This is a genomic window from Aeromonas sp. R5-4 (assembly GCF_040908215.1).
GTDB lineage: Bacteria > Pseudomonadota > Gammaproteobacteria > Enterobacterales > Aeromonadaceae > Aeromonas > Aeromonas veronii.
On record NZ_JBFODG010000002.1, the window covers coordinates 83,160 to 108,025 of the forward strand.

At 59.3% G+C, this 24,866-nt stretch carries 23 protein-coding genes; 6 read left to right on the forward strand and 17 right to left on the reverse strand.

Annotated elements, in window-relative coordinates; translation table 11 throughout:
* The first annotated feature begins 293 nt into the window (after positions 1 to 293).
* The gene (locus AB5Y83_RS01670) at positions 294 to 1,196 is read left to right on the forward strand and encodes a homocysteine S-methyltransferase family protein (protein ID WP_368174584.1); all 903 of its coding nucleotides are present in this window, start codon (positions 294 to 296) and stop codon (positions 1,194 to 1,196) included.
* 9 nt (positions 1,197 to 1,205) lie between these two features.
* Positions 1,206 to 2,621, forward strand: a complete 1,416-nt coding sequence (locus AB5Y83_RS01675) for a basic amino acid/polyamine antiporter (protein WP_368174585.1) — start codon at positions 1,206 to 1,208, stop codon at positions 2,619 to 2,621.
* Positions 2,622 to 2,732: 111 nt separating this feature from the next.
* Here AB5Y83_RS01675 and AB5Y83_RS01680 read toward each other — a convergent pair whose 3' ends face one another.
* Positions 2,733 to 3,572: a sterol desaturase family protein gene (locus tag AB5Y83_RS01680; RefSeq protein ID WP_368174586.1), complete on the reverse strand. Its 840-nt coding sequence runs from the start codon at positions 3,570 to 3,572 to the stop codon at positions 2,733 to 2,735.
* A gap of 168 nt (positions 3,573 to 3,740) precedes the next feature.
* On the opposite strand from AB5Y83_RS01680, the gene AB5Y83_RS01685 reads away from it, so the two are divergent.
* Positions 3,741 to 4,532, forward strand: a complete 792-nt coding sequence (locus AB5Y83_RS01685; protein WP_168769878.1) for a transporter substrate-binding domain-containing protein — start codon at positions 3,741 to 3,743, stop codon at positions 4,530 to 4,532.
* A 107-nt stretch (positions 4,533 to 4,639) separates the two neighbouring features.
* Here the strand turns inward: AB5Y83_RS01685 and AB5Y83_RS01690 are convergent, their stop codons facing one another.
* The 5 genes from AB5Y83_RS01690 to AB5Y83_RS01710 form a co-directional block, all read right to left on the reverse strand.
* Positions 4,640 to 5,383, reverse strand: coding sequence for an amino acid ABC transporter ATP-binding protein (locus AB5Y83_RS01690; RefSeq protein WP_058056064.1), 744 nt, complete (start codon positions 5,381 to 5,383; stop codon positions 4,640 to 4,642).
* Positions 5,367 to 5,489, reverse strand: a complete 123-nt coding sequence (locus tag AB5Y83_RS01695) for a hypothetical protein (protein ID WP_265177235.1) — start codon at positions 5,487 to 5,489, stop codon at positions 5,367 to 5,369. Before AB5Y83_RS01695 ends, AB5Y83_RS01690 begins: the two co-directional genes overlap by 17 nt.
* Positions 5,473 to 5,595 carry a hypothetical protein gene (locus tag AB5Y83_RS01700; protein WP_265176575.1) on the reverse strand — a complete coding sequence of 41 codons (123 nt, stop codon included), beginning with the start codon at positions 5,593 to 5,595 and terminating at the stop codon, positions 5,473 to 5,475. The genes AB5Y83_RS01695 and AB5Y83_RS01700 overlap by 17 nt, the downstream gene beginning before the upstream one ends.
* Positions 5,579 to 6,538 carry an amino acid ABC transporter permease gene (locus AB5Y83_RS01705; RefSeq protein ID WP_368174587.1) on the reverse strand — a complete coding sequence of 320 codons (960 nt, stop codon included), beginning with the start codon at positions 6,536 to 6,538 and terminating at the stop codon, positions 5,579 to 5,581. The genes AB5Y83_RS01700 and AB5Y83_RS01705 overlap by 17 nt, the downstream gene beginning before the upstream one ends.
* A gap of 99 nt (positions 6,539 to 6,637) precedes the next feature.
* Positions 6,638 to 7,438 carry a transporter substrate-binding domain-containing protein gene (locus tag AB5Y83_RS01710; protein ID WP_368174588.1) on the reverse strand — a complete coding sequence of 267 codons (801 nt, stop codon included), beginning with the start codon at positions 7,436 to 7,438 and terminating at the stop codon, positions 6,638 to 6,640.
* 513 nt (positions 7,439 to 7,951) lie between these two features.
* Here AB5Y83_RS01710 and AB5Y83_RS01715 point away from each other — a divergent pair.
* Positions 7,952 to 9,088, forward strand: a complete 1,137-nt coding sequence (locus AB5Y83_RS01715) for a GGDEF domain-containing protein (protein ID WP_368174589.1) — start codon at positions 7,952 to 7,954, stop codon at positions 9,086 to 9,088.
* An 18-nt stretch (positions 9,089 to 9,106) separates the two neighbouring features.
* Here AB5Y83_RS01715 and AB5Y83_RS01720 read toward each other — a convergent pair whose 3' ends face one another.
* The 8 genes from AB5Y83_RS01720 to AB5Y83_RS01755 form a co-directional block, all read right to left on the reverse strand.
* Complete coding sequence (locus tag AB5Y83_RS01720) at positions 9,107 to 10,441, reverse strand: MFS transporter (RefSeq protein ID WP_107685193.1); 1,335 nt, start codon at positions 10,439 to 10,441, stop codon at positions 9,107 to 9,109.
* Between the two features lie 21 nt (positions 10,442 to 10,462).
* Positions 10,463 to 11,983, reverse strand: coding sequence for a signal transduction histidine-protein kinase/phosphatase UhpB (uhpB, locus tag AB5Y83_RS01725; RefSeq protein WP_368174590.1), 1,521 nt, complete (start codon positions 11,981 to 11,983; stop codon positions 10,463 to 10,465).
* The gene (gene uhpA, locus AB5Y83_RS01730; RefSeq protein ID WP_005334071.1) at positions 11,980 to 12,570 is read right to left on the reverse strand and encodes a transcriptional regulator UhpA; all 591 of its coding nucleotides are present in this window, start codon (positions 12,568 to 12,570) and stop codon (positions 11,980 to 11,982) included. Before uhpA ends, uhpB begins: the two co-directional genes overlap by 4 nt.
* A 193-nt stretch (positions 12,571 to 12,763) precedes the next feature.
* Entirely contained in the window at positions 12,764 to 13,159 is a 396-nt protein-coding gene (gene rnk / locus AB5Y83_RS01735) for a nucleoside diphosphate kinase regulator (RefSeq protein ID WP_005334070.1), read from the reverse strand.
* A gap of 245 nt (positions 13,160 to 13,404) precedes the next feature.
* Positions 13,405 to 14,142, reverse strand: a complete 738-nt coding sequence (locus AB5Y83_RS01740; protein ID WP_129504291.1) for an ABC transporter substrate-binding protein — start codon at positions 14,140 to 14,142, stop codon at positions 13,405 to 13,407.
* An 82-nt stretch (positions 14,143 to 14,224) separates the two neighbouring features.
* Positions 14,225 to 14,911 carry a hypothetical protein gene (locus AB5Y83_RS01745; protein ID WP_304521002.1) on the reverse strand — a complete coding sequence of 229 codons (687 nt, stop codon included), beginning with the start codon at positions 14,909 to 14,911 and terminating at the stop codon, positions 14,225 to 14,227.
* Between the two features lie 72 nt (positions 14,912 to 14,983).
* Positions 14,984 to 16,375 carry an alkaline phosphatase gene (locus AB5Y83_RS01750; protein WP_368174591.1) on the reverse strand — a complete coding sequence of 464 codons (1,392 nt, stop codon included), beginning with the start codon at positions 16,373 to 16,375 and terminating at the stop codon, positions 14,984 to 14,986.
* 11 nt (positions 16,376 to 16,386) lie between these two features.
* Complete coding sequence (locus tag AB5Y83_RS01755; protein WP_288729015.1) at positions 16,387 to 17,784, reverse strand: alkaline phosphatase; 1,398 nt, start codon at positions 17,782 to 17,784, stop codon at positions 16,387 to 16,389.
* 323 nt (positions 17,785 to 18,107) lie between these two features.
* Between AB5Y83_RS01755 and ylqF the strand changes: the two genes are divergently transcribed.
* On the forward strand, positions 18,108 to 19,058 hold the full coding sequence (ylqF, locus tag AB5Y83_RS01760; RefSeq protein WP_005334061.1) for a ribosome biogenesis GTPase YlqF: 951 nt from the start codon (positions 18,108 to 18,110) through the stop codon (positions 19,056 to 19,058).
* Between the two features lie 158 nt (positions 19,059 to 19,216).
* On the opposite strand, the gene AB5Y83_RS01765 is transcribed toward ylqF, so the two are convergent.
* From AB5Y83_RS01765 to dinG, 3 genes are all read right to left on the reverse strand, one after another.
* Positions 19,217 to 20,113, reverse strand: a complete 897-nt coding sequence (locus AB5Y83_RS01765; protein WP_368174592.1) for a histone deacetylase — start codon at positions 20,111 to 20,113, stop codon at positions 19,217 to 19,219.
* 181 nt (positions 20,114 to 20,294) lie between these two features.
* Positions 20,295 to 20,954, reverse strand: coding sequence for a DUF2057 family protein (locus tag AB5Y83_RS01770; protein ID WP_368174593.1), 660 nt, complete (start codon positions 20,952 to 20,954; stop codon positions 20,295 to 20,297).
* 142 nt (positions 20,955 to 21,096) lie between these two features.
* Positions 21,097 to 23,169, reverse strand: a complete 2,073-nt coding sequence (gene dinG / locus AB5Y83_RS01775; RefSeq protein ID WP_368174594.1) for an ATP-dependent DNA helicase DinG — start codon at positions 23,167 to 23,169, stop codon at positions 21,097 to 21,099.
* A 395-nt stretch (positions 23,170 to 23,564) separates the two neighbouring features.
* Here dinG and AB5Y83_RS01780 point away from each other — a divergent pair, with 395 nt between their 5' ends.
* Positions 23,565 to 24,602 carry a porin gene (locus tag AB5Y83_RS01780; RefSeq protein ID WP_021231018.1) on the forward strand — a complete coding sequence of 346 codons (1,038 nt, stop codon included), beginning with the start codon at positions 23,565 to 23,567 and terminating at the stop codon, positions 24,600 to 24,602.
* Positions 24,603 to 24,866 lie beyond the last annotated feature (264 nt).

The window sequence follows — 24,866 nt, forward strand, 5'->3', positions numbered from 1 at the left end:
TCAAGATAGTGATGAGGCCACCTTCGGGTGGCCTCTTGCATTTCTGCGTTTGCCTCGCCGTTTGCCTCGCCGTTTGCACGCTGATTTCTGCTGATACTGATTGCCGCCCGTGGCACTTTGTTTTATCTTGATTTGGCCATCTAAACATCCATATGTTTTTATGGCTGCATAATAAAAGGGCTTCCCAAGATGAAGCGGGACGATCTGCAGCGATTCGATGCGAAACCGCAGATCAACAAAACAAACAGATAAATACGCAAATAAACAACGCATATAACAAAGAGACACGACAGATGGAAACCAGGGAATTGTGGGTGCTGGATGGGGGTATGGGGCGCGAGTTGGCACGGCGGGGGGCACCGTTTCGTCAGCCCGAGTGGTCGGCGCTGGCCTTGATGGAGGCGCCAGAGACGGTGCGTGACGTGCATCAGGCCTATGTGGCTAGCGGTGCCCGGGTCATCACCACCAACAGCTATGCGCTGGTGCCGTTTCATATCGGCGATGAGCGTTTCTTTGCCGACGGGGAGGGGTTGGCAGCGCTGGCTGGTCAGCTGGCCCGTGAGGTGGCTGACGAGCAGAAGTGCGCCGTGCAGGTGGCGGGTTCTCTGCCACCGCTCTTTGGCTCCTACCGTGCCGACCTGTTCAAGGCGGACCGGGTGAGCGAGCTGGCGACGCCGCTTATCCGGGCGCTATCCCCTCATGTGGATATCTGGCTGGCCGAGACCATGAGCCTGATTGCTGAGCCACTGGCTCTGAAAGCGCTGCTGCCTGATGACGGCAAGCCGTTCTGGGTCTCCTTCACGCTGGAAGATGAGGCGCCGGGCAACGAGCCGCGACTGCGCTCCGGCGAACAGGTGGCTGATGCGGTTAGCGCGCTGGTGGCGGCCGGAGCCGATGCCATCCTGTTCAACTGCTGTCAGCCTGAGGTAATTGAGGGGGCGCTCGAGGTGGCCAGCGCCCGATTGCAGGCGCTGGGCCGCGCTGACATTCGCCTCGGTGCTTACGCCAACGCCTTCCCGCCGCAACCCAAGGAGGCCACCGCCAATGATGGGCTGGACGAGATCCGCGCCGATCTGGGGCCGCTGGATTACCTTGGCTGGGCCGAGCGCTGGCGCGCAGCCGGTGCGAACTTGATCGGCGGTTGCTGCGGCATCGGCCCCGAGCATATTCAGGCGCTGAGCAGCCGGTTGCGCTAAGGAGCTTCCATGAAAGAGAGCAAGATTGGGCTCTGGTCCCTCACCGCGCTGGTGTTCAGCTCCATGGTGGGGGCGGGGATTTTTAGCCTGCCCCAGAACATGGCCGAGGTGGCAGGCGCCCGCGCCGTGCTGATCGGCTGGGGCGTGACGGGGGTGGGTATCCTGGCGCTCGCCATGAGTTTTCTCTATCTGTCGCGGTTAAGGCCGGATCTCGACGGCGGTATCTACAGCTACGCCCGCGCCGGTTTTGGCGAGCTGGTGGGATTCTTCTCCGCCTGGGGTTATTGGCTCTGCGCCACCATCGGCGTGGTGGGCTATCTGGTGATCGCCTTTGCCGCGCTGGGCAGCTTTGTCGACACCCCCGAGCAGATCTGGTTTGGCGAGGGAAACACTTTGGCGGCGTTTGTCGGTGAGTCTTGCATCCTCTGGGCGGTGCACCTGCTGGTGGCCCGCGGCGTGCAGCAGGCGGCGCTATTCAATCTGGTGGCGACCCTGGCCAAGAGCCTGCCACTGCTGCTGTTTATCCTGTTCGCCTGTTACTGGTTCGATCCGGTCACCTTCGCGGCGGATCAGCAGGGCAGCACCCTGGCGGTGCCGGTCTCCGAGCAGGTGCGCAATACCATGCTCATCACTCTCTGGGTCTTCACCGGTATCGAGGGGGCGGCGGTGTTGTCGGCCCGCGCCAGAAACCGGCGGGATGTGGGCACGGCCACCGTGCTTGGAGTGCTATTGGCGCTGCTGCTCTATGTGCTTATCTCGGTGCTGGCGCTGGGGATATTGAGCCGACCCGAGCTGGCGGCGCTGCCCAACCCCTCCATGGCAGGGCTGATGGCTCAGATGACCGGCTCATGGGGCAAGCTGCTCATCAGCGTCGGCCTGATCGTCTCGGTGCTTGCCTCCTACGTGAGCTGGACCCTCTTCTCCGCGGAGGTTCCGTTCAGCGCGGCCCGACACGGTGCGTTTCCCGCCATCTTCCGGCGCCAGAACCCCAACGGGACGCCTATAGCATCGCTCTGGCTCACCAGCTTGACGGTGCAGACTTGCCTGCTGCTGGTATGGCTGCTCGGCAAGGGCTACACCAGTCTGCTGCTTATATCGACCTCGATGATTTTGGTGCCTTACCTGCTGATCGGCCTGTTCTTGTTCAAGCTCTCGTTCAGCAAGAAGGGTGAGGGTGGTCAGGGCCGCGGTCTGATGCGGGCGGTGGCACTGATGTCGAGCGGTTACGGCTTCTGGCTACTCTATGCCGCCGGGGTGGAGTATCTGCTGCTGTCGTTGTTGCTCTACGGGCCGGGTCTGCTGCTGTTTCTCTACAGCCGTCGTCAGCTGGGCGCAGATCTTTGCCTGAGTGGTCGCGAGCGGCTGTTGGCCGGAGTGACCTTGCTGAGCCTGATCCCCGCCGTCTGGTCGTTCGCCCATCTCTGACATCGAAGATGTGACTGATCATAAAAGAGAGCGCCGCCGTGGCGCTCTCTTGTTATCAGGGACTGGTTATCAGGGGCTTGCTATCCGGGAGTTGTGACCCGGGGAGAAGGCTTAGCGGCTGGCAGGCCCAGCCGGTTTGCCAAACAGCACTGCGAGCTTTTGTCGCCAGGGTAGGCCACGGGCGTCGTGCAGCATGTCGCGCCACTCGTGGAAGGTGAGGGTGAGGGGATTGAAGCTGTGGATCGGCTTGGTGATGCCAAAGCGACACGGCTCGGCCGGATCTTCTTCGACAAAGGTTCCGAACAGCCGATCCCAGATGATCAACACCCCGGCAAAGTTGCGGTCTATGTACTTGGCGTTGCTGGCGTGGTGCACCCTGTGGTGGGAGGGGGTGTTGAAGACCCACTCAAGCCAGCCGAGTTTGCCCACCACCTGGGTGTGGACGAAGAACTGGAAGCCCAGACTCAGCAGCACGGTGGCGACCACCGCCTCAGGCGGGAAGCCGATGACAATCATCGGGATCCAGAACAGCCACATGCCGGAGATGGGATACATCAGGCTCTGGCGAAAGGCGGTGGAGAGATTGAGCCGCTCCGAGCTGTGATGTACCACGTGGGAAGCCCACAGCCAGCGCACATGGTGGCTGGTGAAGTGGAACAGCCAGTAGCAGAGATCCTGCAACAGGAACAGCAGTAGCACACTCCAGAGATTCAGCTCGATATCGAACAGTCGCCAGCCCCAGAGGGTGTCATACAGATAAGCAATGGCGATGGCCGCCAGCGCATCTCCCCCCTGATGCATCAGGGCCAGGGCGGCGTTGGCGAACAGATCCCGCCACTGGTAGGTGGCAGTGGGAAAGGCCGCGCCATGTTTGCGCAGGTAGAGCATCTCCCAGCCGATAAAGGCCAGAAAAATCGGGGAGAGGTAGAGCAGAAGCAGTTGCACATCCATATGCGGCCATCCATTCAGAGCAATTGCTCTCCAGCATAAAGGATGGTTTTAATATTTCATTAACATTTTTCAGCCAACGAAGAGATGGCATGAAATATGGCGCGGCAGCAGAGGAAGGCGCGCTGGATGGCTATGCTTGATGCAGGCTTTTTCAGGAGGTGCTGGCTTATGCGCGTCTGGTGTTGCTTGTTGCTGGGGTTGTGCATGATGGCGCACGCCAAGACCCGGGTCGAGATCCTGGCGGATGCCGCCTATCCCCCCTACTCCTGGCAGGAAGGGGAGGAGGTCAGGGGGATCTATGCTGACATCATCCGCGAGGTGACCTCTGCCATGCCTGACTATGAGGTGGTGCTCAAGCCCATGCCGTGGCGGCGCGGTCTGAGCATGTTGGAACAGGGGGCCGCCTTCGCCATTTTTCCACCTTACTACATGCCCGATACCCGCCCTTACATGTGGCCCTACTCCCAGCCGATGCTGGATGAAGAGCTGGTGGTGATGTGCGGCGCCAGTGTGGCGGCCAATACCCCGCAGGCCAGGTTTCCGCTCGACTATCACGGTTTACGCTTTGGCATGAACGCCGGTTTTGCCGTCGGCGGCGATGCCTTCTGGCAGGCGGTAAAAGAGAAGCAGATCGACGTGGAGGAGGTGAAAAGCAATCGGGAGAACCTGCTCAAGATTGTCCGCGGCCGGGTCGATTGCACCATCAATGATCGCCTCTCCCTGCTCTATGAGTTGCTCAACATGATAAAGGCCGATCAGCTGGCGGTGGCCGATATGTCCCTGCTCAAACAGGGGCCGGTGCTCAGCAAGGAGCAGGGGTTTCTCGGCTACAGCCGCAAGGGGGAGTACCCCTACAAACAGGCCTTTATCGACCAGTTTGACAAGGAGCTCTATCAGCTCAAAAAACGTGACGGGGTGAAAGTGATCGTGGAGCGCTATCTGGGAAAGTCCCCGCGCTGAGCCGATGAGATGGGCACTCGGGTTCAGCTGGGTTAAGCCTGCTCAGCGTGACACACAAGCAGAGGGACCTTGCGATCCCTCTTCGTTTATCCAGCAGAGCATGTTGGCTACAGCACCTGACTCAGGAACTGGCGCAGACGCGGGGAGGGGGGATTGTCGAAGAAATCGGCGGGTTTTTCATCTACCAGCAGTTCGCCACTCTCCATAAATAGCACCCGATCCGCCACCTCGCGGGCAAAGCCCATCTCATGGGTCACCACCACCATGGTCATCCCTTCGCGGGCCAGCCCCTTCATCACATCCAGCACTTCCCCCACCATTTCGGGGTCGAGCGCACTGGTGGGCTCGTCAAACAGCATGATGCGTGGCTGCATGGCGAGCGCCCGGGCAATGGCTACCCGCTGTTGCTGACCACCGGAGAGCTGGGAGGGATAGCTGGCTGCTTTCACCGACAGCCCCACTTTCAGCAGCAGCGCCTTGGCTCTGTCTTCGGCCTCACGGCGCGACAGGCCACGCACCTTCTGCGGAGCGAGGCAGATATTATCCAGCACCGTCAGGTGGGGAAAGAGGTTGAAGGACTGGAACACCATGCCCACCTCTTCCCGCAGCTTGTTGACATCGCCCGGCTCGGTCAGGCTGATGCCGTCGACTACTATGTTGCCGTCGTTGATGGTCTCCAGCTGGTTGAGGGTGCGCAGGAAGGTGGACTTGCCCGAGCCACTGGGGCCGACGATCACCACCACTTCCCCTTCGGCGACCTCGGTGCTGACATTTTTCAGGGCATGCACTTCGCTGCCGTAGAACTTCTCTACGCCGGTCGCTTTGATGATGGGATCAGTTGCTGCGCGCATATTTCGCCTCCAGAAAACGAACCGGGAAGGCGAAGGGGGTGCCGGTGATGGCTGCACTTCTCGACGCCCGTTGCACCTTGATGATGGGATCAGTTACTGCGTGCATATTTCACCTCCAGAAAACGAACCGGGAAGGCGAAGAGGGTGTCGGTGATGGCTGCACTTCTCGATGCCTGTTGCACCTTGATGATGGGATCAGTTACTGCGTGCATATTTCACCTCGAGACGGCGTACCAAGAAGGAGAGGGTGCCGGTCAGCACCAGATAGAGCAAGGCGACGGTAAACCACACCTCGAACGGACTGAAGGTGGAGCTGACTACCTCGCGACCGGCCTTGGTCAGATCGGTGATGGAGATGACCGAGACCAGCGAGGAGTCCTTGATCAGGTTGATGAATTGGCCTGCCAGCGGTGGCAGTACCCGCTTGAACGCCTGCGGCAGGATGACATAGCGCATGGTCTGGGCCGAGGTCATACCCAGGCTGCGACCCGCCTCCATCTGCCCCTTGTGGATGGAGCTGATACCGGCGCGGACGATCTCCGCCACATAGGCCCCGGTAAAGACGGCCAGCGCGGCGACCCCGGCGGTGAAGCGGTCGAGGTTCAGCACGGTGCCGATAAAGAAGTAGACGATGAAGATCTGCACCAGCAGCGGCGTGCCGCGGATGAGCTCAACGTAGGTGACCGCCAGATTGCGCAGGGCGGGATTGGGGGAGAGGCGCGCCAGCCCGGCCAGGGTGCCGAGCAGGATGGCGAAGATGCCTGCTACCAGCGAGAGCTTGACGGTGACCCAGACGCCCCAGGCGATGGGGCCTGCGGTCCAGCTCAGTTGGGTGTCGAGGGTATCGCCACGAAAAATGGTATCCCCTTCGGCGACTTGTACGCCGGTACTGGCGATGGCTTGCCGCAGATTGGGATCGAGATCGTCTTGCAGGAACAGCTTGCCCTTCTCGGCCTCGCTGGTGCCCGCCATCACAGTGCCGTCAAATTCGGCCAGATTCTTCTGCTCCGCCTGATAGGCGATGTATTGGGGAATGCGTTCCCAGCGCCAGGTGTAATCCACTGACTGGACAGCCTTATAGATGCCGAATACGGCAACCAGCAGCATCAGCAGGAAAGCCCCATGCCAGAGTAGCTGATTGGGCTGTTTTTCCATCTGTCTTGTCGGTTTGGGTGTGTGCACAGTCACAACCTCTTCTCGTTATTGTGTGGGGAGCTGCGTGGTGCAGGGGCGGCATGTGCCGCCCCCGGGAGGTTATTTGAGCTGATTCAGCCAGGCGTTGGATTCGAACCATTTCTTGTAGATACGGTCGTAGCTGCCATCGCCCTTGATCTGGCGCAGGTAGTTGTTGAACCAGTTGAGGGTGTCCTGATCCCCTTTGCGGATGGCCCAGGCCAGCGGCTCGAAGGTGAACGGCTTGTCGAGGTGCACCACGGCGCCCTGATTCTGGGAGGCGAAAATAGCGTTGTAGGGCAGGTCATAGACGAACGCATCGACCTTGCCGTTGATCACCTCCAGCTTGGCGTCATCCTGGGTTTCAAACTGCAGCAGGGTGGCTTTGGGGATCAGGCGCTTGACTGCCTGCTCGCCGGTGGTGCCGAGCTTGACCGCGATCTTGTATTTCGGGTCGTTGAGGTCGGTGAAGGATTTGATTTCGCCCGCCTTCTCTTTACGCAGGACTATGGTCTGGCCGACCACGATGTAGGGATCGGCAAAGTTGACCCGCAGGTTGCGCTGGGGAGTGACGGTCATGCCGCCCATGATGACGTCGAACTTGTTGGTCAGCAGCGCCGGAATGATGCCATCCCAGGCGGTGTTGACGAACTCGACCTTCACGCCCATCTCTTTGGCGACCATCTTGGCGAGATCCACATCAAAGCCAATGTATTGGCCCTGCTTGTTGGTCATCTCGAAGGGTTGATAGCCGGCATCAAAGCCGACTCGCAGCACGCCGCGTTCGAGCACGGCATCCAGGGTGGAGGTGGGGGCTGGGGTCGGGGCCGCCGTGGCGATCCCGCAAAACAGCAGGGTAGAAAGAATCAGTTTTTTGATCATAAGTGACGTCTCTGTCGGTGGTGTGTTCGGCCTTGAACCTGATCCCGTGCGACTCCGTGGCACAAGAGACTGCTGCATCCGGCAACAGGCAAGACAGGATGAATGTCTTGAGCGGGACAAAAGCCCCATATGAGATGCTATGAATAGTGGTTGAGTGAAAAATGTACCAAAAACAGATTGTGTCAGAAGACTCAACAGGTTAGAGACATTTATTGCTCATGGCTTCATTCATAAAATCACACGAAAACAACATATCTATCTAATTGAGTGGGTTCAAGCCCAAATTATCCCCAAGACATTTTGTTACATAGAGAGGGGCTCGTATGTGGCTTTATTCTGGTTGGGCTTATCTTTCTTGCATATCTCAAACCTGCTATAGCGGAATGGTGTGAGTTATCTGGTGGTGTGAAAAACAGACGAACAATATGTTTTTATTGTGAAAACAGTCAGGGTCTCTGGGTCTTGGCAAACGGTTCTCATATACTCACTTACCTCCCTCTGCTTGGTTTTGATATGGATGTCTCGTTGTTGCTGAAGCTGGATGTATTTACCCTGATGGTGATGGCATTGGGGGGATATAGCCTCGGGTTTATCACGCTCTCCATTATCTGGTCGACTCACCGGGAGATCCCGGGCATCGGGTTATGGTGGTGGTCCAGTCTCTGTGCGCTGGTGGCCCAGATACTTTTCTCGTTACAGGCATTTTTCCCCAGCCCCTCCGGCATCTGGCTGGCCAATACCCTGATCACGCTCTGCATTGTGTTGATGCCGCCGGCGCTGCAGCGCTTTTTCGGACAGCCCCCGAACTGGCGTACCGGGGGGCTCTTCATGCTGGTCTATCTGCTGCTTCTGAGCTGGTGCATTGTGGAGGGGGGGATGGCATCCCGGGTGTTGCTGGCTTGCCTGAGTTACATGGTGCTGGGTGCTGTGATCGTCTATCTGGTCTGGCGCCACGGTTACCCCCACTATCTGCCGGCGGTGATGGTCTTTACCCTGGTCAACGTGCTGCTCTACGCCTTCTACTTGATGCGGCTCTGGTTCCTCTGGCAGGACAACGTACAGATGCTGATGGATAAGAGTGGGGTCAATGTGCTGCCCTTCCTCTCCATGTTGATGGGGAGTTATCTCTCCACCTTCGGGGTGTTGCTGCTCTGTACCCAATACCGGGCGCTGGCGCTGCGCCAGCAGGCGAGCCACGATCCTCTCACCGGCCTGCTCAACCGGCGCGGCTTTATGGAGCAGCTGAAGCAGCAAAAGTTGGGTGACGGCGGCGCGCTGGCCGTGCTCGACATCGATGATTTCAAGCAGATCAATGACCAGCATGGCCATGAGGTGGGTGATCGGGTGCTGGCCGAGCTCGGTGCCTATCTGGGTAGTCAGCCCGATCTGGTGTGCAGTCGTTTCGGTGGCGAGGAGTTTGTGCTGCTCTTCTCGCAGCCCGGCGTGCTGGCCCTGCAGCGCTGCGAGGGATTACTGGAGGAGGTCGCGAACCGCAACATGGGCGGCCTCTCCATCACGGTCAGCATGGGACTCTCCCACTGGCAAGGGGAGTGGCACTTTGACCCTCTGTTCACTCAGGCCGACCATGCGCTCTACAGCGCCAAGCGGCAAGGCAAGAACCGGGTCTGTCAGGCTGGTCGGGAGGTATAACTCCCGTTCAGTCCGGTATTACGTTATCTCGGCAGGCTGGGGGCGCGGTGCCTGCGCCTTGAGGAAGGGGAGCAGCAGCAGGGCCGAGACGCCCGCCGCCACCGAGATCACCACGAAGAAGCCGTTCCAGTGCCAGATCTCCATCACCTTGGCCAGCGGATAACCTGACAGCGCCGCCCCCATGTATGCAAAGAGACCGACAAAGCCGGTGGCCGCTCCCGCCGAGTTTTTGTGGGAGCACTCCGCCGCCGCCATACCGATCAGCATCTGGGGGCCAAACACGAAGAAGCCGATGGTGAAGAAGCAGGCCGCCTGCATCACATAGCTGAAGAAGGGCATCAGCCAGAGCGATCCCACCGCCAGCAGGATCCCCACCGCAAAGATGAGGTTCATCGGGCCACGGTTGCCGTTGAACAGCTTGTCCGATCCCCAGCCCGCCACCAGCGCACCGATAAAGCCTCCCACCTCGAACATGGAGATGGCCGAGTTGGCGCTCATAAGATTGAAGCCGCGCTGCTCGGTCATGTAGAGGTTGCCCCAGTCATTGATGGCTGTACGCACCACATAGACCAGCACGTAACAGCAGGCGAGCAGCCAGATATAGGGGTTACCCAGCACATATTTGCGCAGGATCTGGCGATGGGAGAGCCCCGCATCCTGAGTCTGCTGGGCCAGCTCCATGGCATCCTTGCGCCACTCGCCCACCGTTGGCAATCCCATGGCGCTCGGGGTATCCCGCAGTCGCCAGCAGAGGAACAATCCCGCGATGATGGCGATAAGGCCGGGCACTATCATGCCGTAGCGCCAGCCATGCTGCAGGGCGATGGTGCTGACGATAAGGGGGATGAGCGCCCCGCCCACGTTGTGAGCGGTGTTCCAGGCCGACCACCAGACCCCGCGCTCGGTGCGCGAATACCAGCTGGTGAGCAGCTTGGAGCAGGGGGGCCAACCCCAGCCCTGGAAGAAGGCGTTGGCGACCCAGAGGGCGGCAAACATCCAGAGTGCCGACGAGAGGCCGAACAGGATATTGATAACGCCGGTGGCCATCAGTCCGACACCCATAAAGTAGCGCGGGTTGGCGCGGTCACTGATGATGCCGGAGAAGAACTTGGAGCAACCGTAGGTGATGTAGAACAGGGTCCAGAGCATGCCGATATCGGACTTGTCCAGCATGCCGCTCGCCAGCATGTCCGGCATGGCGAAGTTGAAACTCTTGCGGGTGAAGTAGAAGACCGCATAGCCCAGATACATGGTCAGCAGCAGGTGCAGCCGCCAGTGGCGATAGGTGGTGTCGATCTCGGCCTGATCCCGGATAAGGGGCCGGGGCGGTGCGCTTCTCATAAAACTCAGCACAGGCAGGCCCTCTGGTGGTGATTAGCCATGACTCTCCTCCCGTCTACGACTGGGCAGGTTGACCGTCAGCTGGGTGCCGTGGATGCAGGAGAGTTGCAGACTGCCACCGAGGGCCTGTACTCGCTCGCGAATGCCGAGCAGGCCATAGCCCTGCTGCGGGCGGCTTTCCGGCAGACCGCGGCCATCATCTTCCAGTACCAGTTGCAACAGCTCGCCGCTGGCCCGGGCGCGAATGGTGACCGAGTGGGCGTTGGCATGTTTTACTACGTTGTTGAGCCCCTCCTGACAGACCCGGAACAGGGTGACCCGCTGGGCATCGGAGAGATCCCCATCTGCCAGCTGCCACTCCAGCCGGGTGACGATGCCGTGACGCTCCAGCTCCAGCTCCCTCAGCAGTGCCCGTACCGCCTGTTCCAGAGTCATGTCGTCGAGCTGGCGCGGGCGCAGCCGCCCGAGCAGGCCGCGCACCGCGTCATAGATCCCGAGCGACAGGGTGTCGATCAGGGTACTGCTCTGGCCCACACCGGCATTATCGGGGGCGAGGCGGCGCACGATCCCGGCCTGGGTACGAATGGCTGTGATGGTCTGGCCGATGTCGTCGTGCAGCTCGCGCGCCACCTCCTTGCGGATGCTCTCCTCGGTCTCCAGCAGCCGCTCGGTGAGCTGGCGATTGTGGGCGAGCTGGCGGGTCAGCGCCTGATTGAGTTCGCGCTGGCGCTGGATCCCGGCGCCGAGCAGCAGGCCGGTGAGGCTCTGGGCCAGCAGGGAGAGCAGCAGATCGAGGGGGTGATCGTGCCAGGCCTGACTGGCCAGCAGGGCGATGGTGTTCATCAGGGTGGCGAGCAGCGCCCCCTGCCAGCCGTAGCGCCACGCCATGGCGATGATGGGGATGGCGAGACAAAACGGGGTGAAGCGCACCAGCGAGTTGGGCAATCCCAGTTGCAGCCAGAGGCTCAATACGAACAGCAGCAGATACCAGACCAGATGGCGAAAGCGCCACTCTACCGGCTGATCCACCAGCGCAGGCCCCAGTGGCACCCAAGTGGCGCGGGTGAGGTAGTGCCAGATCAGCATACAGGTGGAGGTCAGCGTCAGCCCGCCGGTCAGGCTGAGCAGCAGGGCCGAGAGGCCATCTTCCCCGGCCAGATGCCAGAGCAGGGCTTGCAGCAGCGCCGCCGCCGTGACGGTGGCGAGCAGCAGCAACAGTTGCTGCCAGTCGTTGCGCACCTGCTGGCGACGGGCAATCAGCAGCGGTAGCAGGGTCAGCAGACTGCCCGCGACCAGCCAAGGCCAGTGGGGCAGCCCCACTTCCAGATTGAGCCAGTAGAGCAGCAGCCCTTCGCACAGCAACAGCGGCGGCCAGTAGTGGCCGGGACTTTGCAGCAGCAACCCGAGGCGCAGGCCGAAGGGGAACAGCAGCACCGCCAGCGCTGGGCCACCCGCCAGATGCAGGCTGATGCTCCAGAGGCAAAACCAGCCGGCGGCAAAGATGAAGCAGGCCGCCAGCGCGATGGCGACATAGCTGGCAAGACGGGAGATCACCAGCTATCCAGCATGCGGTGGGCCAGCTCGACGTTGTTGCTGACCTTGAGCTTGTCCATCAGGTTGGCGCGATGGACGTGAACCGTCTTGGGGGAGAGTCCAAGCTGCTCGGCGATGGCTTTCACCTCCAGCCCCTGTGCCAGCAACTGGGCAATCTCCCGCTCCCGATTGGTGAGGGGATCCCGGCTGCTGCTGGCCAGTTTCTGGGCGATGTCCGGCGTCAGATAACACCCCCCCTGTGCGGCGGTGCGCACGGCGGCGATCAGCTCGTCCGGACTGCAGCGCTTGGAGAGAAATCCCTTGGCACCGGTCTGCAGTGCCTGCTCGATGAGGGCGGGGCTGTCGTGTACCGAGAGCATCACCACCGCGAGACCGGAGGGGAGCTGCTTGAGCAGATCCAGCCCCGATTGGTCGGGCATCGAGATGTCGCAGACGCAGACCCGCGCCCCGCTGCCGGGCAGGCCGGCAAGGGCATCGCTGGCGGAGCCGAATTCGGCGACCACCTGCAGGTCGGGCTCCAGATTGAGCAGTTGGGCAAAACCGGATCGGACGATCTGGTGATCGTCGATGAGGGCAATTTTTATCATGATGTCAGCCTGAAATTCGGTGCGTCATGACCATGACGCGGCCAACAAGATACCTGCCCCCCGAGTCAGGCTCAAGCAGCAGCAGGAAAAGGGGCTAAAAACCGGGGGGCAAGGTGCGCAAAGCTTGATCGGGATCAGCTGGCAAGGGCTAATAAGCGGGCTGATCAACAGGGGGATGACCAGCCCGGGGGACTCAGCGGTGCAGCTCGCCGGCGCGTTCGGGCTGATAGACCACTTCCAGAATTTCTACCTCGATGGTGCGACCGGCCGGGCCTGGCCAGGCGATGCTGTCGCCCACTTTCAGACCGAGCAGGGCGCTGCCCACCGGCGCCAGTACCGAGATGTTGCTCTCGTCGCCCTTGGCATCGCGCGGGTAGACCAGGGTGAGGCAGAACTCGTTGCCGCTGCTCTGCATCTTGAAACGCACCTTGCTGTTCATGGTGACCACGTCCGGCGGCATGTCGGCCGGTTCGCGGATCTCGGCGCGGTCCAGCTCCTCTTGCAGGGCCAGATGCTGCGGGTGGTTGCCGAGCAGTTGTTCGATACGATCCAGATCAAGGCTGGAGATAACCAGATGAGGTTGTTTCATAAGATATTCCTTATCAATAGCGGATAGGCCCATACCGGCGGGTGCAGGTTGGCCATCACGCAAAGTGTTACAAAAATGGATTCAACAGGTTCAATCGATTGAAAATGCCATGCCCCCAAGCGACTCGCGGCCGAAGGAGCGAGGCGGGGGCTCAGCAGGGTGTGAGCAAGTGCGAGGAAATAGCGAGTATTTTCATGGGGCTACCATAACCATTCTGGCTGGCCTTGGCAACCGCGATTGAGTGACTACTCAGGAGCCTGATAGTTGTACTGACGGATGATCCGCGCCAGTGTGCCATCATGGCGCATCTCGTCGATCACGGCTTGCCAGCGCTGCGCTTGTTTGAAGGGGAAATCCTTGTGAGCGGCCAGGAACAGTTGGGTGTTCATCAACACTTCCCCGCGAACCAGCTGCTGTGATGAGCGTTTGTCTTGTTGTTGGGCATACAGGATGACATTCCATGCGGCGACCCAGGCATCAATGCGACCGCGATGGAGTTTATGAGCGTTGAGTTGCTCATCTGCCACTGTCTCTCCCCGGATCCCGATGCGTTGTTTGAGTAGGTGTTGACCAAACGAGTAGCGCAGCACGCCCACATCAAGGTTTTTCAAATCGCTGCTTTTCAGTGCTTTTGGGTGAAACCGGCGATCGCTGACGATCAAAAACTGCTCATCGAGGATGGGCGTTACCCACTGGTAGAGGTGCTCTCGCTGACTGCTTCGCACGGGCGGTATCATCAATACATCGGGACGGTGAATTGTCTGGGTCAGTGCACGTGGAAGTGGCATCAGCTCGATAGTAAGCGGCTCGCCTAGACGGCGGGCTGCTTCCTCCATGATCTCGATACCCACCCCGCTGGGTTTACCATGGGAGGACTGAATGACGTAAGGGGGCAGCTCGGCCGCCACCAGCACAATAGCCTGGGCACCGGTGTGTACCAGCAATAACAGCAGGGCAAAAAAGGGCAGGCAGAGAGCGCGCATCAAGGTCGTGAGCCAGAGTCGAATATGCAGAGTGTAACATTCCTGCCTGCGTTGTCGTTGTGCCCGCTGAGGGGTTGGGATCTCAGTCGAAGAAATCCCGCAGATCGCGCACTTCGTAATCAGCGAGTTGCTGCCAGGGGAGCTGAGCAGGCAGCTTGCGCAGGGTCACCTCCATCCGGTAGCTGCGATAGCCATCGAGGCTGGCCGACTCGACCACCAGCGGGATCTGCCACTGACTCGACCAGAGAATGCGGGTTCGTTGCTGCCCTTCGCGCTTTTCATACCAGCGGGCCTGCTCGGGGGCGGCCTCATCCAGTGGAGTCATCCCCTCGATCAGCACCGGGTTGACGAGATGGCGGATCCGCAGCCAGTCGGGTTTGAAGGCCACCTGGCCATACTCTTCCACCGGCACCTCAACCAGCTGGTTGTGCCAGCTGTCGGCATAGCGCAGCTGAATTTCACCCTCATCACTGCGGCTGACCCAGCGGGCCGCCATCTGGTGGGTAAAGTGCTTGTGGCCGGGGGGGGCGTCGTGAGTGGCGTGATAGGCACGGGCAAGGGGGAGGGGAATGAGCCGCTGGCTCCACACCTGATTGCCCACGCGCAGCCACTTCTCTTGCCAGACACTCTCTCTGGCGATGCCATCGCTGCCGGTGTTCCGGTCGTGATAGCTGATCCGGGCGGCGAGATCCGGGGGCGTGTCGTCAGCATGCAGGGGGAAGGCGAGGGTGCTGCCAAGCAGCCATAACGAAAGCAAAAGTCGCATCATCATCTGTCGCTCGAAAGAGCCGGGGCCCGGGCCGCTGAGTCTATTGCTCAGATGCACCCGGGCCCCTGCTGCTTACAGGCCGAGCGCCTCCCGCAGTTTGCCAAACACCTTGGTGTTATCCAGTGTGCCTTTGAAGCGGTTGCTGCCGGCGCCATCGGCAAACAGCATAACATCGCCGCCGCCATGGGTTTCCGATGTCAGTTTGACGCCGGTCTCCTGCAGATAGTTATTGGCCATCACCTGATCGCTGGTGAGGACCGGGCGCACGGCCGCACGATTGGGGCCGTTACCGAACACCAGGGTGGTGAAGGGCTTGCCATCCACGTCGTTCTGGGTCGAGCCGTCGCCATTTTTCACCAGATCCAGCACCGGATTGCCCTTGGCTGAGTAGCCGTTAATGGTCATGGTGTGGTCATGGTCGGCGGTGACCACGATCAGGGTATTGTTGAGATCCACTTTACCCAGCGCCGTCTTGACAGCCTCATCCAGAGCCACTGCGTCGGTGAGCGAGCGCTTGGCGTTGGTGCCGTGCAGGGCATGATCGATCCGGCCGCCTTCTACCATCAGGAAATAACCCTGACTGTTCTTGCTCAGCAGGTCGATCGCCTTGGCGGTCATTTCGGAGAGGGACGGCTGGGTATTGGCAGCCCCCTTGGCGACCCGATCCAGCTCGTAGTCGAGGTGGGATTTGCTGCTGAACAGACCGAGCACCTTGCCGCTGGTGACCTTGGCCAGTTCACTTTGGGTGGTGACATAGCTGTATCCCTGCGCCTTCATCTCGGCGGTCAGGTCGCGGTTGTCATTGCGACCGCCCTTGTTGCTGGCGCTGTAGGGGGTCCAGTGGTTGGCACCACCGCCCATCAGCACATCGACCCCATCCTTGAGGGCACTGTTATAGCCAGCGCCTCCCGGGACTGCCTGGGCGGCGATGTCATAAGCGGCATCCCGATGGCAGATGTGGGCGTAGGTAGCCGCCGGGGTCGCGTGGGTCAGCTCGGTGGTGGTGACGGCCCCGACCGATTTGCCTGCCGCCTTGGCCAGCTCGAGGATGGTGGGCACCGGCTTGCCGTTATCGCTGCTGCAATTGTTGACTGTTTTGTTGCCATTGACGTCTTTGCCGGGGGCGACGGCTTTGGTGTCGCTGCTCATGGCGATCACCTCGTTGTTCATCTTGACCCCGGTGGTGTAGGCCGCCATGGAGGGGGCCGAGTCGGTGGTCTGGGCATCGTTGGAGAAGGTCTTGATGCGGGCACTGCGCGGCAGTTTCATCATCTCCAGATTGCCCTCTTCTCCCACCTTGAACAGGCGGGTGGCGGTGAGCACGGTGGGGCCCATGCCATCACCGATAAAGAGAATGACGTTTTTGGCATCACCGGCCTGTGCCTGGGAGGTTGCGCCCAGCGCACTGAACAGGGCGGCGCAGACCAGCGTGTGCTTGATGGATGTGTTCATCTGTTTGCTCATGAAAGTGCTCCTTACAGCTTGGCCGCAGCCTTGATCTTGCCGAACACGGCGGTGTTATCGAGTGAGCCATGGAAGCTGTCAGCCCCCTTGCCGATGGCGCCGAGGAAGACATCGGTGCCGCCGTGGGTCTCGTTGCCGATTTCGCCTACCTTGACCACCACTTCCTGGTGGTAGTCATTGGCGGAGACGGTGGCATCGTCGAGCGGGGCGACGCTGCTGCGCGGGCCATCCACCCGGTTGTAGCCGTTGCCAAAACCTATGATGGTGTAGGGCATGCCCTCGCTATCCTTGCTTGGCTCGCCAGTCTCGTAGTTCTTCACCAGCCCGAGTACGCCGGGGTTGTCGGCGGTGGTCTTGCCGGTGCGCTTGGCATAACCGTTGAGCACTAGCGTGTGGTCGTGATCGGCGGTAACCACGATCAGGGTGTTTTTCAGCTCGGGGTCGCTCTTTTTCACCTCGTCGATGGCAGCCTTGATGGCGTTGTCGAAGGCGATGGTGTCCTGCAGCGCCCGCTTGGCGTTGGTGTCGTGCAGGGCGTGGTCGATACGGCCCCCTTCCACCATCAGGAAGTAACCCTTCTCTTTGCCCTTGAGCTGCTTGATGGCGGCCAGGGTCATCTGGGCCAGTGACGGCTCGCTGGCAGGGCGGTCCAGGTCATATTTCATGTGACTGGAACCAAACAGTCCCAGCAGCGGCTTGCCCGCATCGGCCTTGTTCAGCTCATCCAGATTGCTGGCAAACTGGTAGCCCTTGGCCTGCATTTCGCTGATGAGGTTGCGCCCATCCTCCCGCTTGCCCTTGTCGGTTTTGGGCAGGAAGAAACTGCTGCCGCCACCGAGCACCACATCCAGCCCCTCTTTGAGGGCGCTGTTGTAGCCTTTGCCGCCCGGTACCAGCTGGACGGCGATATCCGCTTCCAGATCCCGGTTGCAGATATGGGCATAGGTAGCCGCTGGGGTGGCGTGGGTTACCCGGGTGCTGGTTACCACACCGGTACCGCGGCCATCGGCTTTGGCCAGCTCCAGCAGGGTGGTCACCGGCTTGCCGGCGCTCTTGCTGCAGTCGCTCTCATAGGTGGCGTCGCCGTCCATGCTGATGACGCCGTTGTTGCTCTTGACCCCGGTCATGTAGGCCGCCATGGAGGGGGCCGAGTCAGTGACCTGGGCATCATGGGAGAAGGTCTTGATAAAGGCCGTCTCTGGCAGGGTATCGATGGTGAGATCACCCTCTTCGCCGACACCGTAGATGCGGGCGGCCGTCAGGGTGTTGAGGCCCATGCCGTCGCCGAGGAAGAAGATAACGTTGGTGGGTTGGGCTGCGGGCTTGGTCGCCACCGTGTCATTGTCTGATTTGCAGCCGGCAGCCAGGGCGGCGCCGATCATCACTGCAAGTCCTGCCATTTTTCTCATTGGGGTTCGCTCCTTGTAAAACCTGAGCGCAGCCTAGAGGGGGCAGATGACACTTTTACTGACTATCGGTGACGGTTGTGTGAAAAAGTGATGAAAATGTTACACTATATCAATGTGTTATCTATCAATTGAGCCAGTTGGTCCGGTCGCTTCCGGCAAGGTTGCTCCGCCTCGGCGGTTTGCTGATTTGATGAGGTGATGGTTAGAATGACCTGTCAAAAGAGGCCCGCAGCAGGTAAAATGCGCCCCCTTCGTTCGATGCCCGCGGCAGAGCGCCTGTTGTTCCATGCGCGCGCCCGCAGCCCCCACAGAGAGTAACGGATATGTCCATCAACTGGTTCCCCGGTCACATGCACAAGGCCCGCAAAGAGATTGCCGAGGTCATGCCCCAGGTCGATGTGATCATCGAGATGCTCGATGCCCGCATCCCCTTCTCCAGCGAAAACCCGCTGGTGCCCGAGCTGCGTGGTGATACCCCGGTGATCAAGGTGCTGAACAAGGCGGACCTGGCCGATCCGGCGATCACCGATCTGTGGGTGGCGCACATGGAAAAAGAGAAGGGGATCAAGGCGCTGCCGTTGACACAACAAGAGCCGGAGAAGATCAAGCAACTGCTGACCCTCTGCCATGAGATGCTGCCGGAGCGCAATTTTGAGCTGCGCGGCGTGCGGGCGATGATCATGGGGATCCCCAACGTGGGCAAGTCCACCCTGATCAATACTCTGGCGGGGCGCATCATCGCCCGTACCGGCAACGAGGCGGGGGTGACCAAGTCCCAGCAGCGGATCAAGCTGGATAACAACGTTATCCTGACCGATACCCCGGGTTTCCTCTGGCCCAAGCTCAACCCGCCCTCCTGTGGTTATCGTCTGGCCATCACCGCGGCCATCAAGGACACGGTGTTCGACTATGCCGATATCGCCATGTTCGCCGCTGACTACTTCATCAAGGCCTATCCGGAGCGGATCAAGGCGCGCTACCAGATTGACGAGCTGCCCGAGACCGAGATCGAACTGCTGGAGATGATCGCCCGCCAGCGGGCGTTTATGCGCAAAGGGGGGCTGGCCGACCTGCACAAGGCGTCCGAGATCCTGATCAACGAGTTCCGCTCCGGCTTGCTTGGCCGCATCTCGCTGGAGACGCCGGAGATGGTGAGCGTCGAGATTGTCGAAGCCGCCGCAGAAGCCGAGCAAAAAGCCAAAGAGAAGGCCGAGCGGGAAGAGGAGCGTCAGGCCCGCGCCCGTCGCAAGTACGCCCGCAAGCGTCAGAAATAGTTATACTCAGGCGTCCCGAGCTTGCCTGGCAACGAGCGAGCTTGTGTGACCCAGATGACGAAACACGAAGAGGCGACCCCAGGGGTCGCCTCTTCTGTTTTATCTGGTGAAGTGCCCGCCCACTTCTGATGGGGTGTCCGCGCTATAAAGCCATGCCATCAGCCAAAACGGTGGCATGCCGTCTCAAACAGCGACATATGAAGCGGGATCAGCTGCTGCCAGTCGCGGCGATAGCCGCCACCGGGCACCGCCGCGATGGGCAACCCATGCTTGATTGCACAGTCAAATACCATGGCATCGCGCAGGCGAACCCCTGCATCGCTCAAGGAGAGATAACCAAGCTCGTCGGCATGATGCACATCGACGCCCGCCTGATAGAGGATGAGATCCGGCGAATAGAGCCGCAGTGCCAGCGAGAGTGCCTGTTGCAGTGTGGTGAGATAGGCATCGTCCGTCATGCCGCTTGGCAGCGGAAAGTCGAGGTGAGAGGCGGCTTTGTGATGGGGAAAGTTGTGCTCCCCATGGAGGGAGAGGGTGATGATATCGCGCCTTCCGGCGCACAGGGTCGCACTGCCATCTCCCTGATGTACATCGAGATCGACGATCAGCACCTGTTCACAGCGCCCCTCGTCGAGGCAAGCCTGGGCGGCAATCACCAGATCGTTGAACAGACAAAAACCGCTGCCGTGATCCCGATGGGCGTGGTGGTAGCCACCGGAGATCTGCAAGCCGCATCCCTGCTCAAGAGCATGGCGGCTGGCGGCAACGGTGGCACCCACCGAGCGCAAGGTGCGCTCTATCAGCATGGGTGACCAGGGAAAACCGATCTTGCGGATGGCGCGAGCTTCAAGCTGGCCGCTCAGGGCCGCCGCGACATAATCGGCATCGTGAATGCGACAGATTTGCTCCCGGGTGGCCGCTGGCGCTTCGCCCAGGGGGTAACCCTGCGCCTGCAACTGCTCAAACAGCCCCTGATACTTGGCCAGCGGGAAGCGATGGCGCTCGGGTAGCGTCAGGGAGGAGTAGAGGGGGTGATAGAAAATGCGCAACGACATGGTGCCATTCTCCCTGGCAAGGTGGCGCTTTCTATATATGAAATCAGCAGATGAATCCATATATACACTCCCTATATAAAGGGGAAGTGGCAGCGCATAAATCAAGACGCGTCGTGAGTGAGACCGCAGGATATGGAAAAGGGGAGCTTGGCTCCCCTTTCAGTCAATCTCTCAGCCCGGCTTATTGCTGCTGGATAACCCAGATCTGGAAGGCTTTGCGGGTTTCCGCATCTGCCTTGTTGTACCAGTTTTGCAACTGGGTCAGCGCTTCCGGATTGCTTTGAGCCTTGCTGGGGGCAACCTGAACCGGTGCGCTGGCGGCAGCCATCACGGCAGCAGAAGAGACGGCCACTGCTTTGGGCTGGTTGAAGGCTTTCCCCATGTTGATCAGCTCTTGCTGATAGTCACGGGTCAGCTGGAAGCCCTCTACTTTCGGCATCACGAACTGTTCGCTGCTCACTTGCTGACCACTGACCTTGTCTTTCAGCGCCACTTTCTGCTCTTTGACAAACTGCTTGGCTTCGGCTTCGTTGCGGGGCTTTTTATAGTCCAGCACCAGCTTTTGGTTGTCGGCAGCAGTGAAGTTCAGCACCAGCGGCTCGGCGGTCACCAGCTTGATTTCGTTACGGCTGGAGTAGTTGCCTTCAAAGGCGACGACCAACTGGTGTTTGCCGGCAGAGAGGGGGAAGGTGCTGGTTTTGTCGAGCAGCTTGGGGTTGATGGATTGACCATCGATCAGCTGGACGACATAAGGGGTGGACACTTCCAATTGGGCATCAGCAAGGGCACTACCGGCCCACAACAGACCAGCCAGGGCCGGTACCAGAACAGTCAGTTTCATTTCATCTCCTTGAACAGTCAGGCGATTGCCCACTGAAAACAGGGGCTCATTTTTACAGGTTTGGCCTACTGCGGCAATGGCTCTTTCTGGTGCTCGATGTTTGCGCAGCTGTCAGTTTGCTTATCAATAGCGGCCGACTTATTTATTCGATCCGCCGTGTAAACGGGGGGAGGGCATCAAGTAACCCCTTGCCATAACGCTTGGTCAGCAGACGCCGGTCAAGAATGGTGACTCGTCCCCGATCGGCCTCTTTACGGATGAGGCGGCCACAGGCCTGGATCAGTTTGCGCGATGCCTCCGGCACTGTCAGTTGCAGGAAAGGGTTGCCGCCTCGTTGCTCCACCCACTCGGCGGTGGCCTCCTCGACCGGCGAGTTGGGCACCGCAAAGGGGAGTTTGGTGATCACCAGATTGGTAAGATAGTGACCCGGCAGATCCAGCCCCTCCGAGAAGCTGCCGGTACCAAACAGGATGCTGGCCTGACCGCCATCGCATTTTTGTTTGTGCAGGGTGAGCAGGGCATTGCGGGAGGCTTCCCCCTGCACCAGCAGTGACAGCCCCTTGGCTCGCAAGCCAATGGTCACCTCATTCATCTGGCGGTAGGAGGAGAAGAGCACCAGACTCGCCTCCTTGCCCGCCAAAATGCGTGGCAGTACGCTGATGAGCTCGTTGGTAAAGGCCGGCGAGTTGGGTTCGTGCTCCATTTTGGGCAGATAGAGCTCGGCTTTCTGATAGTCAAAGGGGGAGCGCAGGCGCAGATAGCGGGTGCCGTCGTGCTCCTTGAGCCCCACCTGATGGCGAAAATAACTAAAGGAAGAGAGTGCGGTGAGGGTCGCGGAGACCAGTACGGCTCCCAGACATTTTGACCAGAGCCACTCCTCCAGCAGATAGCCCACCTCAATCGGTGAGGCGTGCAGCCAGATATCGCCGTCATCGCTCTTGGCCATCCAGCGGGCGAGCGGGGTTTTGCCGGTCGGCACATGGCGCCCCAGCATCTCCCAGAGGGCGCAGAAACTCTCCAGCCGCTGTAGATGAAAACCGCTCTCGGCCAGCAGGGGTTCGGCCTCCTTGCGGCGGATCTCGCCATCTTTCAGCGCTTCACCGATGGCTCCTTGCATCCGATCCAGCGCCCGCAGCGCCTTCTTGCTCGACTCCTTGAGATTCTCCGCCAGCATGGGCAGGGGATCCGGCAATACCCCTTCGGCGAAGCGGTAGTGGGGTTCCGTGCCAAACAGCCGATCGTTGGTGCTGAGCCACTGCTCGACCGCCTTCAGGTCGGGCTGGATGGAGGCCAGTGCATCCTGCAGTTTGAGTTGGGGGTCGAGCAGGCTCTCCTTATTAAGAGTCCGCGCCAGCTTGCCTGCACTTTGTACCAGCTTCTCCAGCCAGCGACGCGAGCCTTTGACGCTGGCCGACGCTGCGCCGTGATCCCGGGCGATGGTGGGCAGGTGATGGGCCTCATCCAGCACATAGATGCACTCATCGGGGGGCGGCAGAATGATGCCGCCGCCCATGGTGAGATCGGAGAGCAGCAGTGCATGGTTGACGACCAGCACATCGGCGCTCTCCATGTCGTTGCGGGCGCGATGAAAGGGGCAGTGCTGGTGATGGCTCAGCGCCTTGTTGCAGGTGTGGCGGTCGGCGGCGATGCGATCCCAGCAAGTGTCGGGAATGGGCTCTGGCCAGTTGTCCCGATCCCCGTCCCATTTGCCATTGGTGTAGGCCTGCCACAGCGCCTGGTAGCGATCTTTGTCGCTGTCAGATGGCTTGGATTTGCTCAGACTGCCAAAGTCGAGCTCGAAGTTGGCCATCTCGGCACCACTGGCTGCCTGCTCAAGCAGATGTTCGCAGCAGTAGCGCTGACGTCCCTTGACCAACATAAAGCGAAACGGCAGCTCGCTGTGGCGATGGTAAAAAGGAAGGTCTTTGTGGATCAACTGCTCTTGCAGGGCCACGGTGGCGGTAGAGATCACCAGCTTCTTCTGGGTGAGTCGCGCCACCGGGATGGCACCTTGCGCATAGGAGAGGGATTTGCCGATACCGGTTCCTGCTTCGGCAACAAGAATACGGCGCTGTTTGTCGTACTCGCCGGTCAGGGTTTTGGCTATCTCTGCCACCAGAAAGTTCTGCTCTTTGCGCGGCACAAAACCGGGTAATCCATCCGAAATCTGGCGATAGGTTTGACGAATGGTGGCTTTAAGACGAGTAGAGAGCATGAAGAGAGGGCCAGTTAGGGGTTAATCGAAGGACAAGGATACCCGCAACCCCTTGGTGAGGTCGAGGCAACAGCCATTATCACGGCAGTTTTACGCTGATCAGACCACTTTGGTTGTTTATCAGGTAGTTAGCGTCATTTGCATGCAAAATAGACTATTTGAGTCCAAATAATCAGCAGGATTCATTGTAAACGTTTTCCTTTTGCCTTGCTGTCAGGTGAGACTTGGCTCACATTTTTGCCTCCATGACTATGGTTTCCGTAAAAAGTTCCAAGTTTTTTCATTGCGGTTCAAAAAATCCGGTGCTAGTCTCGGCGGCATAGTGATGCAAAGAACATCGCTAACACAGGGAATAACAACAACTTAGTGTTTAATTACAGTAGGCATTGGAAACTATGAAAAAGACAATTCTGGCTATTGCTATTCCGGCTCTGTTTGCATCCGCTGCTAACGCCGCAGTGATCTATGACAAAGACGGTACCACTTTCGACGTATACGGCCGTGTACAGGCTAACTACTACGGCGAAGCTAACGACAAATCAGCAGAACTGGTTGGTGCAACCCGTCTGGGCTGGTCTGGTAAAGTAGCTCTGAACAACACTTGGTCTGCCATTGCTAAAACCGAGTGGCAAGTAGCTGCTGAAAACTCTGGTAGCAATACCAGCGACATCGATCCGCGTCACATCTATGCCGGTTTTGATGGTTCCCAGTACGGTAAAATCATCTTCGGTCAGACCGATACTGCTTTCTACGACGTACTCGAGCCGACCGATATTTTCAACGAGTGGGGCGATGCCGGTAACTTCTATGACGGTCGTCAAGAAGGTCAAATCATCTACTCCAACACCTTCGGTGGTTTCAAAGGTAAAGTTTCCTACCAAACCAACGATGACGTAGCGGTCAAAATCACTGACGTTGGTCAGAAGATCAAAGAAGACGCTATTTGGGGTAAAGACGTTAAGCGTAAGAAAGCTTACGGCGTAGCTGCTGGTTATGACTTTGACTTCGGTCTGGGCTTCAATGCCGGTTATGCCTACTCTGACCTGCAAAACAAAGTTAATGGCCACACTGGTAAGAAAGACGAGTGGGCTGTCGGCGCGCACTACGCTATCAATGGTTTCTACTTCGCTGGTGTTTACACTGAAGGCGAAGTGAAGAACAAGAGCCTGGGCATGAAAGATGACGGCCGTGGTTACGAGCTGGCTGCTTCTTACAACGTAGACGCTTGGACCTTCCTGGCTGGCTACAACTTCAAAGAAGGCAAGGCTAACGCTCAAGCTGCCGGTTCTACTTACAAGGACTTGGTTGACGAGACCCTGCTGGGTGTTCAGTATGCCTTCACTCCGAAGCTGAAAGCTTACACCGAGTACAAGATCCAGGGCATCGACAAGCAAGACGACGAGTGGACTGTTGCTCTGCAGTACAACTTCTAATAAGTTGCACATGAGTAATATCCAGGCTTGAGTCTTTGACCAAGCTACGAATGGCCGAGATAATTTCTCGGCCATTTTCTTTTTTGGCGACCGCGGATTGGCGCCATGATAAATCGCCGGATTGCTGTGTTAAATGATATTTGGCAAGCCGCCTGTCTCGGCTAATCTATCCTGCTTCCTGCTTCCTGCTTCCTGCTTCCTGCTTCCTGCTTCCTGCTTCCTGCTTCCTGCTTCCTGCTTCCTGCTTCCTGCTTCCTGCTTCCT

What these genes read in the sequence shown, in the direction of transcription:
- AB5Y83_RS01670 (WP_368174584.1), top strand. Translation starts at nt 294, where the DNA reads ATGGAAACCAGGGAATTGTGGGTGCTGGATGGGGGTATGGGGCGCGAG.
- AB5Y83_RS01675 (WP_368174585.1), top strand. Translation starts at nt 1,206, where the DNA reads ATGAAAGAGAGCAAGATTGGGCTCTGGTCCCTCACCGCGCTGGTGTTC.
- AB5Y83_RS01680 (WP_368174586.1), bottom strand. Translation starts at nt 3,572, where the DNA reads ATGGATGTGCAACTGCTTCTGCTCTACCTCTCCCCGATTTTTCTGGCC.
- AB5Y83_RS01685 (WP_168769878.1), top strand. Translation starts at nt 3,741, where the DNA reads ATGCGCGTCTGGTGTTGCTTGTTGCTGGGGTTGTGCATGATGGCGCAC.
- AB5Y83_RS01690 (WP_058056064.1), bottom strand. Translation starts at nt 5,383, where the DNA reads ATGCGCGCAGCAACTGATCCCATCATCAAAGCGACCGGCGTAGAGAAG.
- AB5Y83_RS01695 (WP_265177235.1), bottom strand. Translation starts at nt 5,489, where the DNA reads ATGCACGCAGTAACTGATCCCATCATCAAGGTGCAACGGGCGTCGAGA.
- AB5Y83_RS01700 (WP_265176575.1), bottom strand. Translation starts at nt 5,595, where the DNA reads ATGCACGCAGTAACTGATCCCATCATCAAGGTGCAACAGGCATCGAGA.
- AB5Y83_RS01705 (WP_368174587.1), bottom strand. Translation starts at nt 6,538, where the DNA reads ATGGAAAAACAGCCCAATCAGCTACTCTGGCATGGGGCTTTCCTGCTG.
- AB5Y83_RS01710 (WP_368174588.1), bottom strand. Translation starts at nt 7,438, where the DNA reads ATGATCAAAAAACTGATTCTTTCTACCCTGCTGTTTTGCGGGATCGCC.
- AB5Y83_RS01715 (WP_368174589.1), top strand. Translation starts at nt 7,952, where the DNA reads ATGGATGTCTCGTTGTTGCTGAAGCTGGATGTATTTACCCTGATGGTG.
- uhpA (WP_005334071.1), bottom strand. Translation starts at nt 12,570, where the DNA reads ATGATAAAAATTGCCCTCATCGACGATCACCAGATCGTCCGATCCGGT.
- rnk (WP_005334070.1), bottom strand. Translation starts at nt 13,159, where the DNA reads ATGAAACAACCTCATCTGGTTATCTCCAGCCTTGATCTGGATCGTATC.
- AB5Y83_RS01740 (WP_129504291.1), bottom strand. Translation starts at nt 14,142, where the DNA reads ATGCGCGCTCTCTGCCTGCCCTTTTTTGCCCTGCTGTTATTGCTGGTA.
- AB5Y83_RS01745 (WP_304521002.1), bottom strand. Translation starts at nt 14,911, where the DNA reads ATGATGCGACTTTTGCTTTCGTTATGGCTGCTTGGCAGCACCCTCGCC.
- AB5Y83_RS01750 (WP_368174591.1), bottom strand. Translation starts at nt 16,375, where the DNA reads ATGAGCAAACAGATGAACACATCCATCAAGCACACGCTGGTCTGCGCC.
- AB5Y83_RS01755 (WP_288729015.1), bottom strand. Translation starts at nt 17,784, where the DNA reads ATGAGAAAAATGGCAGGACTTGCAGTGATGATCGGCGCCGCCCTGGCT.
- ylqF (WP_005334061.1), top strand. Translation starts at nt 18,108, where the DNA reads ATGTCCATCAACTGGTTCCCCGGTCACATGCACAAGGCCCGCAAAGAG.
- AB5Y83_RS01765 (WP_368174592.1), bottom strand. Translation starts at nt 20,113, where the DNA reads ATGTCGTTGCGCATTTTCTATCACCCCCTCTACTCCTCCCTGACGCTA.
- AB5Y83_RS01770 (WP_368174593.1), bottom strand. Translation starts at nt 20,954, where the DNA reads ATGAAACTGACTGTTCTGGTACCGGCCCTGGCTGGTCTGTTGTGGGCC.
- dinG (WP_368174594.1), bottom strand. Translation starts at nt 23,169, where the DNA reads ATGCTCTCTACTCGTCTTAAAGCCACCATTCGTCAAACCTATCGCCAG.
- AB5Y83_RS01780 (WP_021231018.1), top strand. Translation starts at nt 23,565, where the DNA reads ATGAAAAAGACAATTCTGGCTATTGCTATTCCGGCTCTGTTTGCATCC.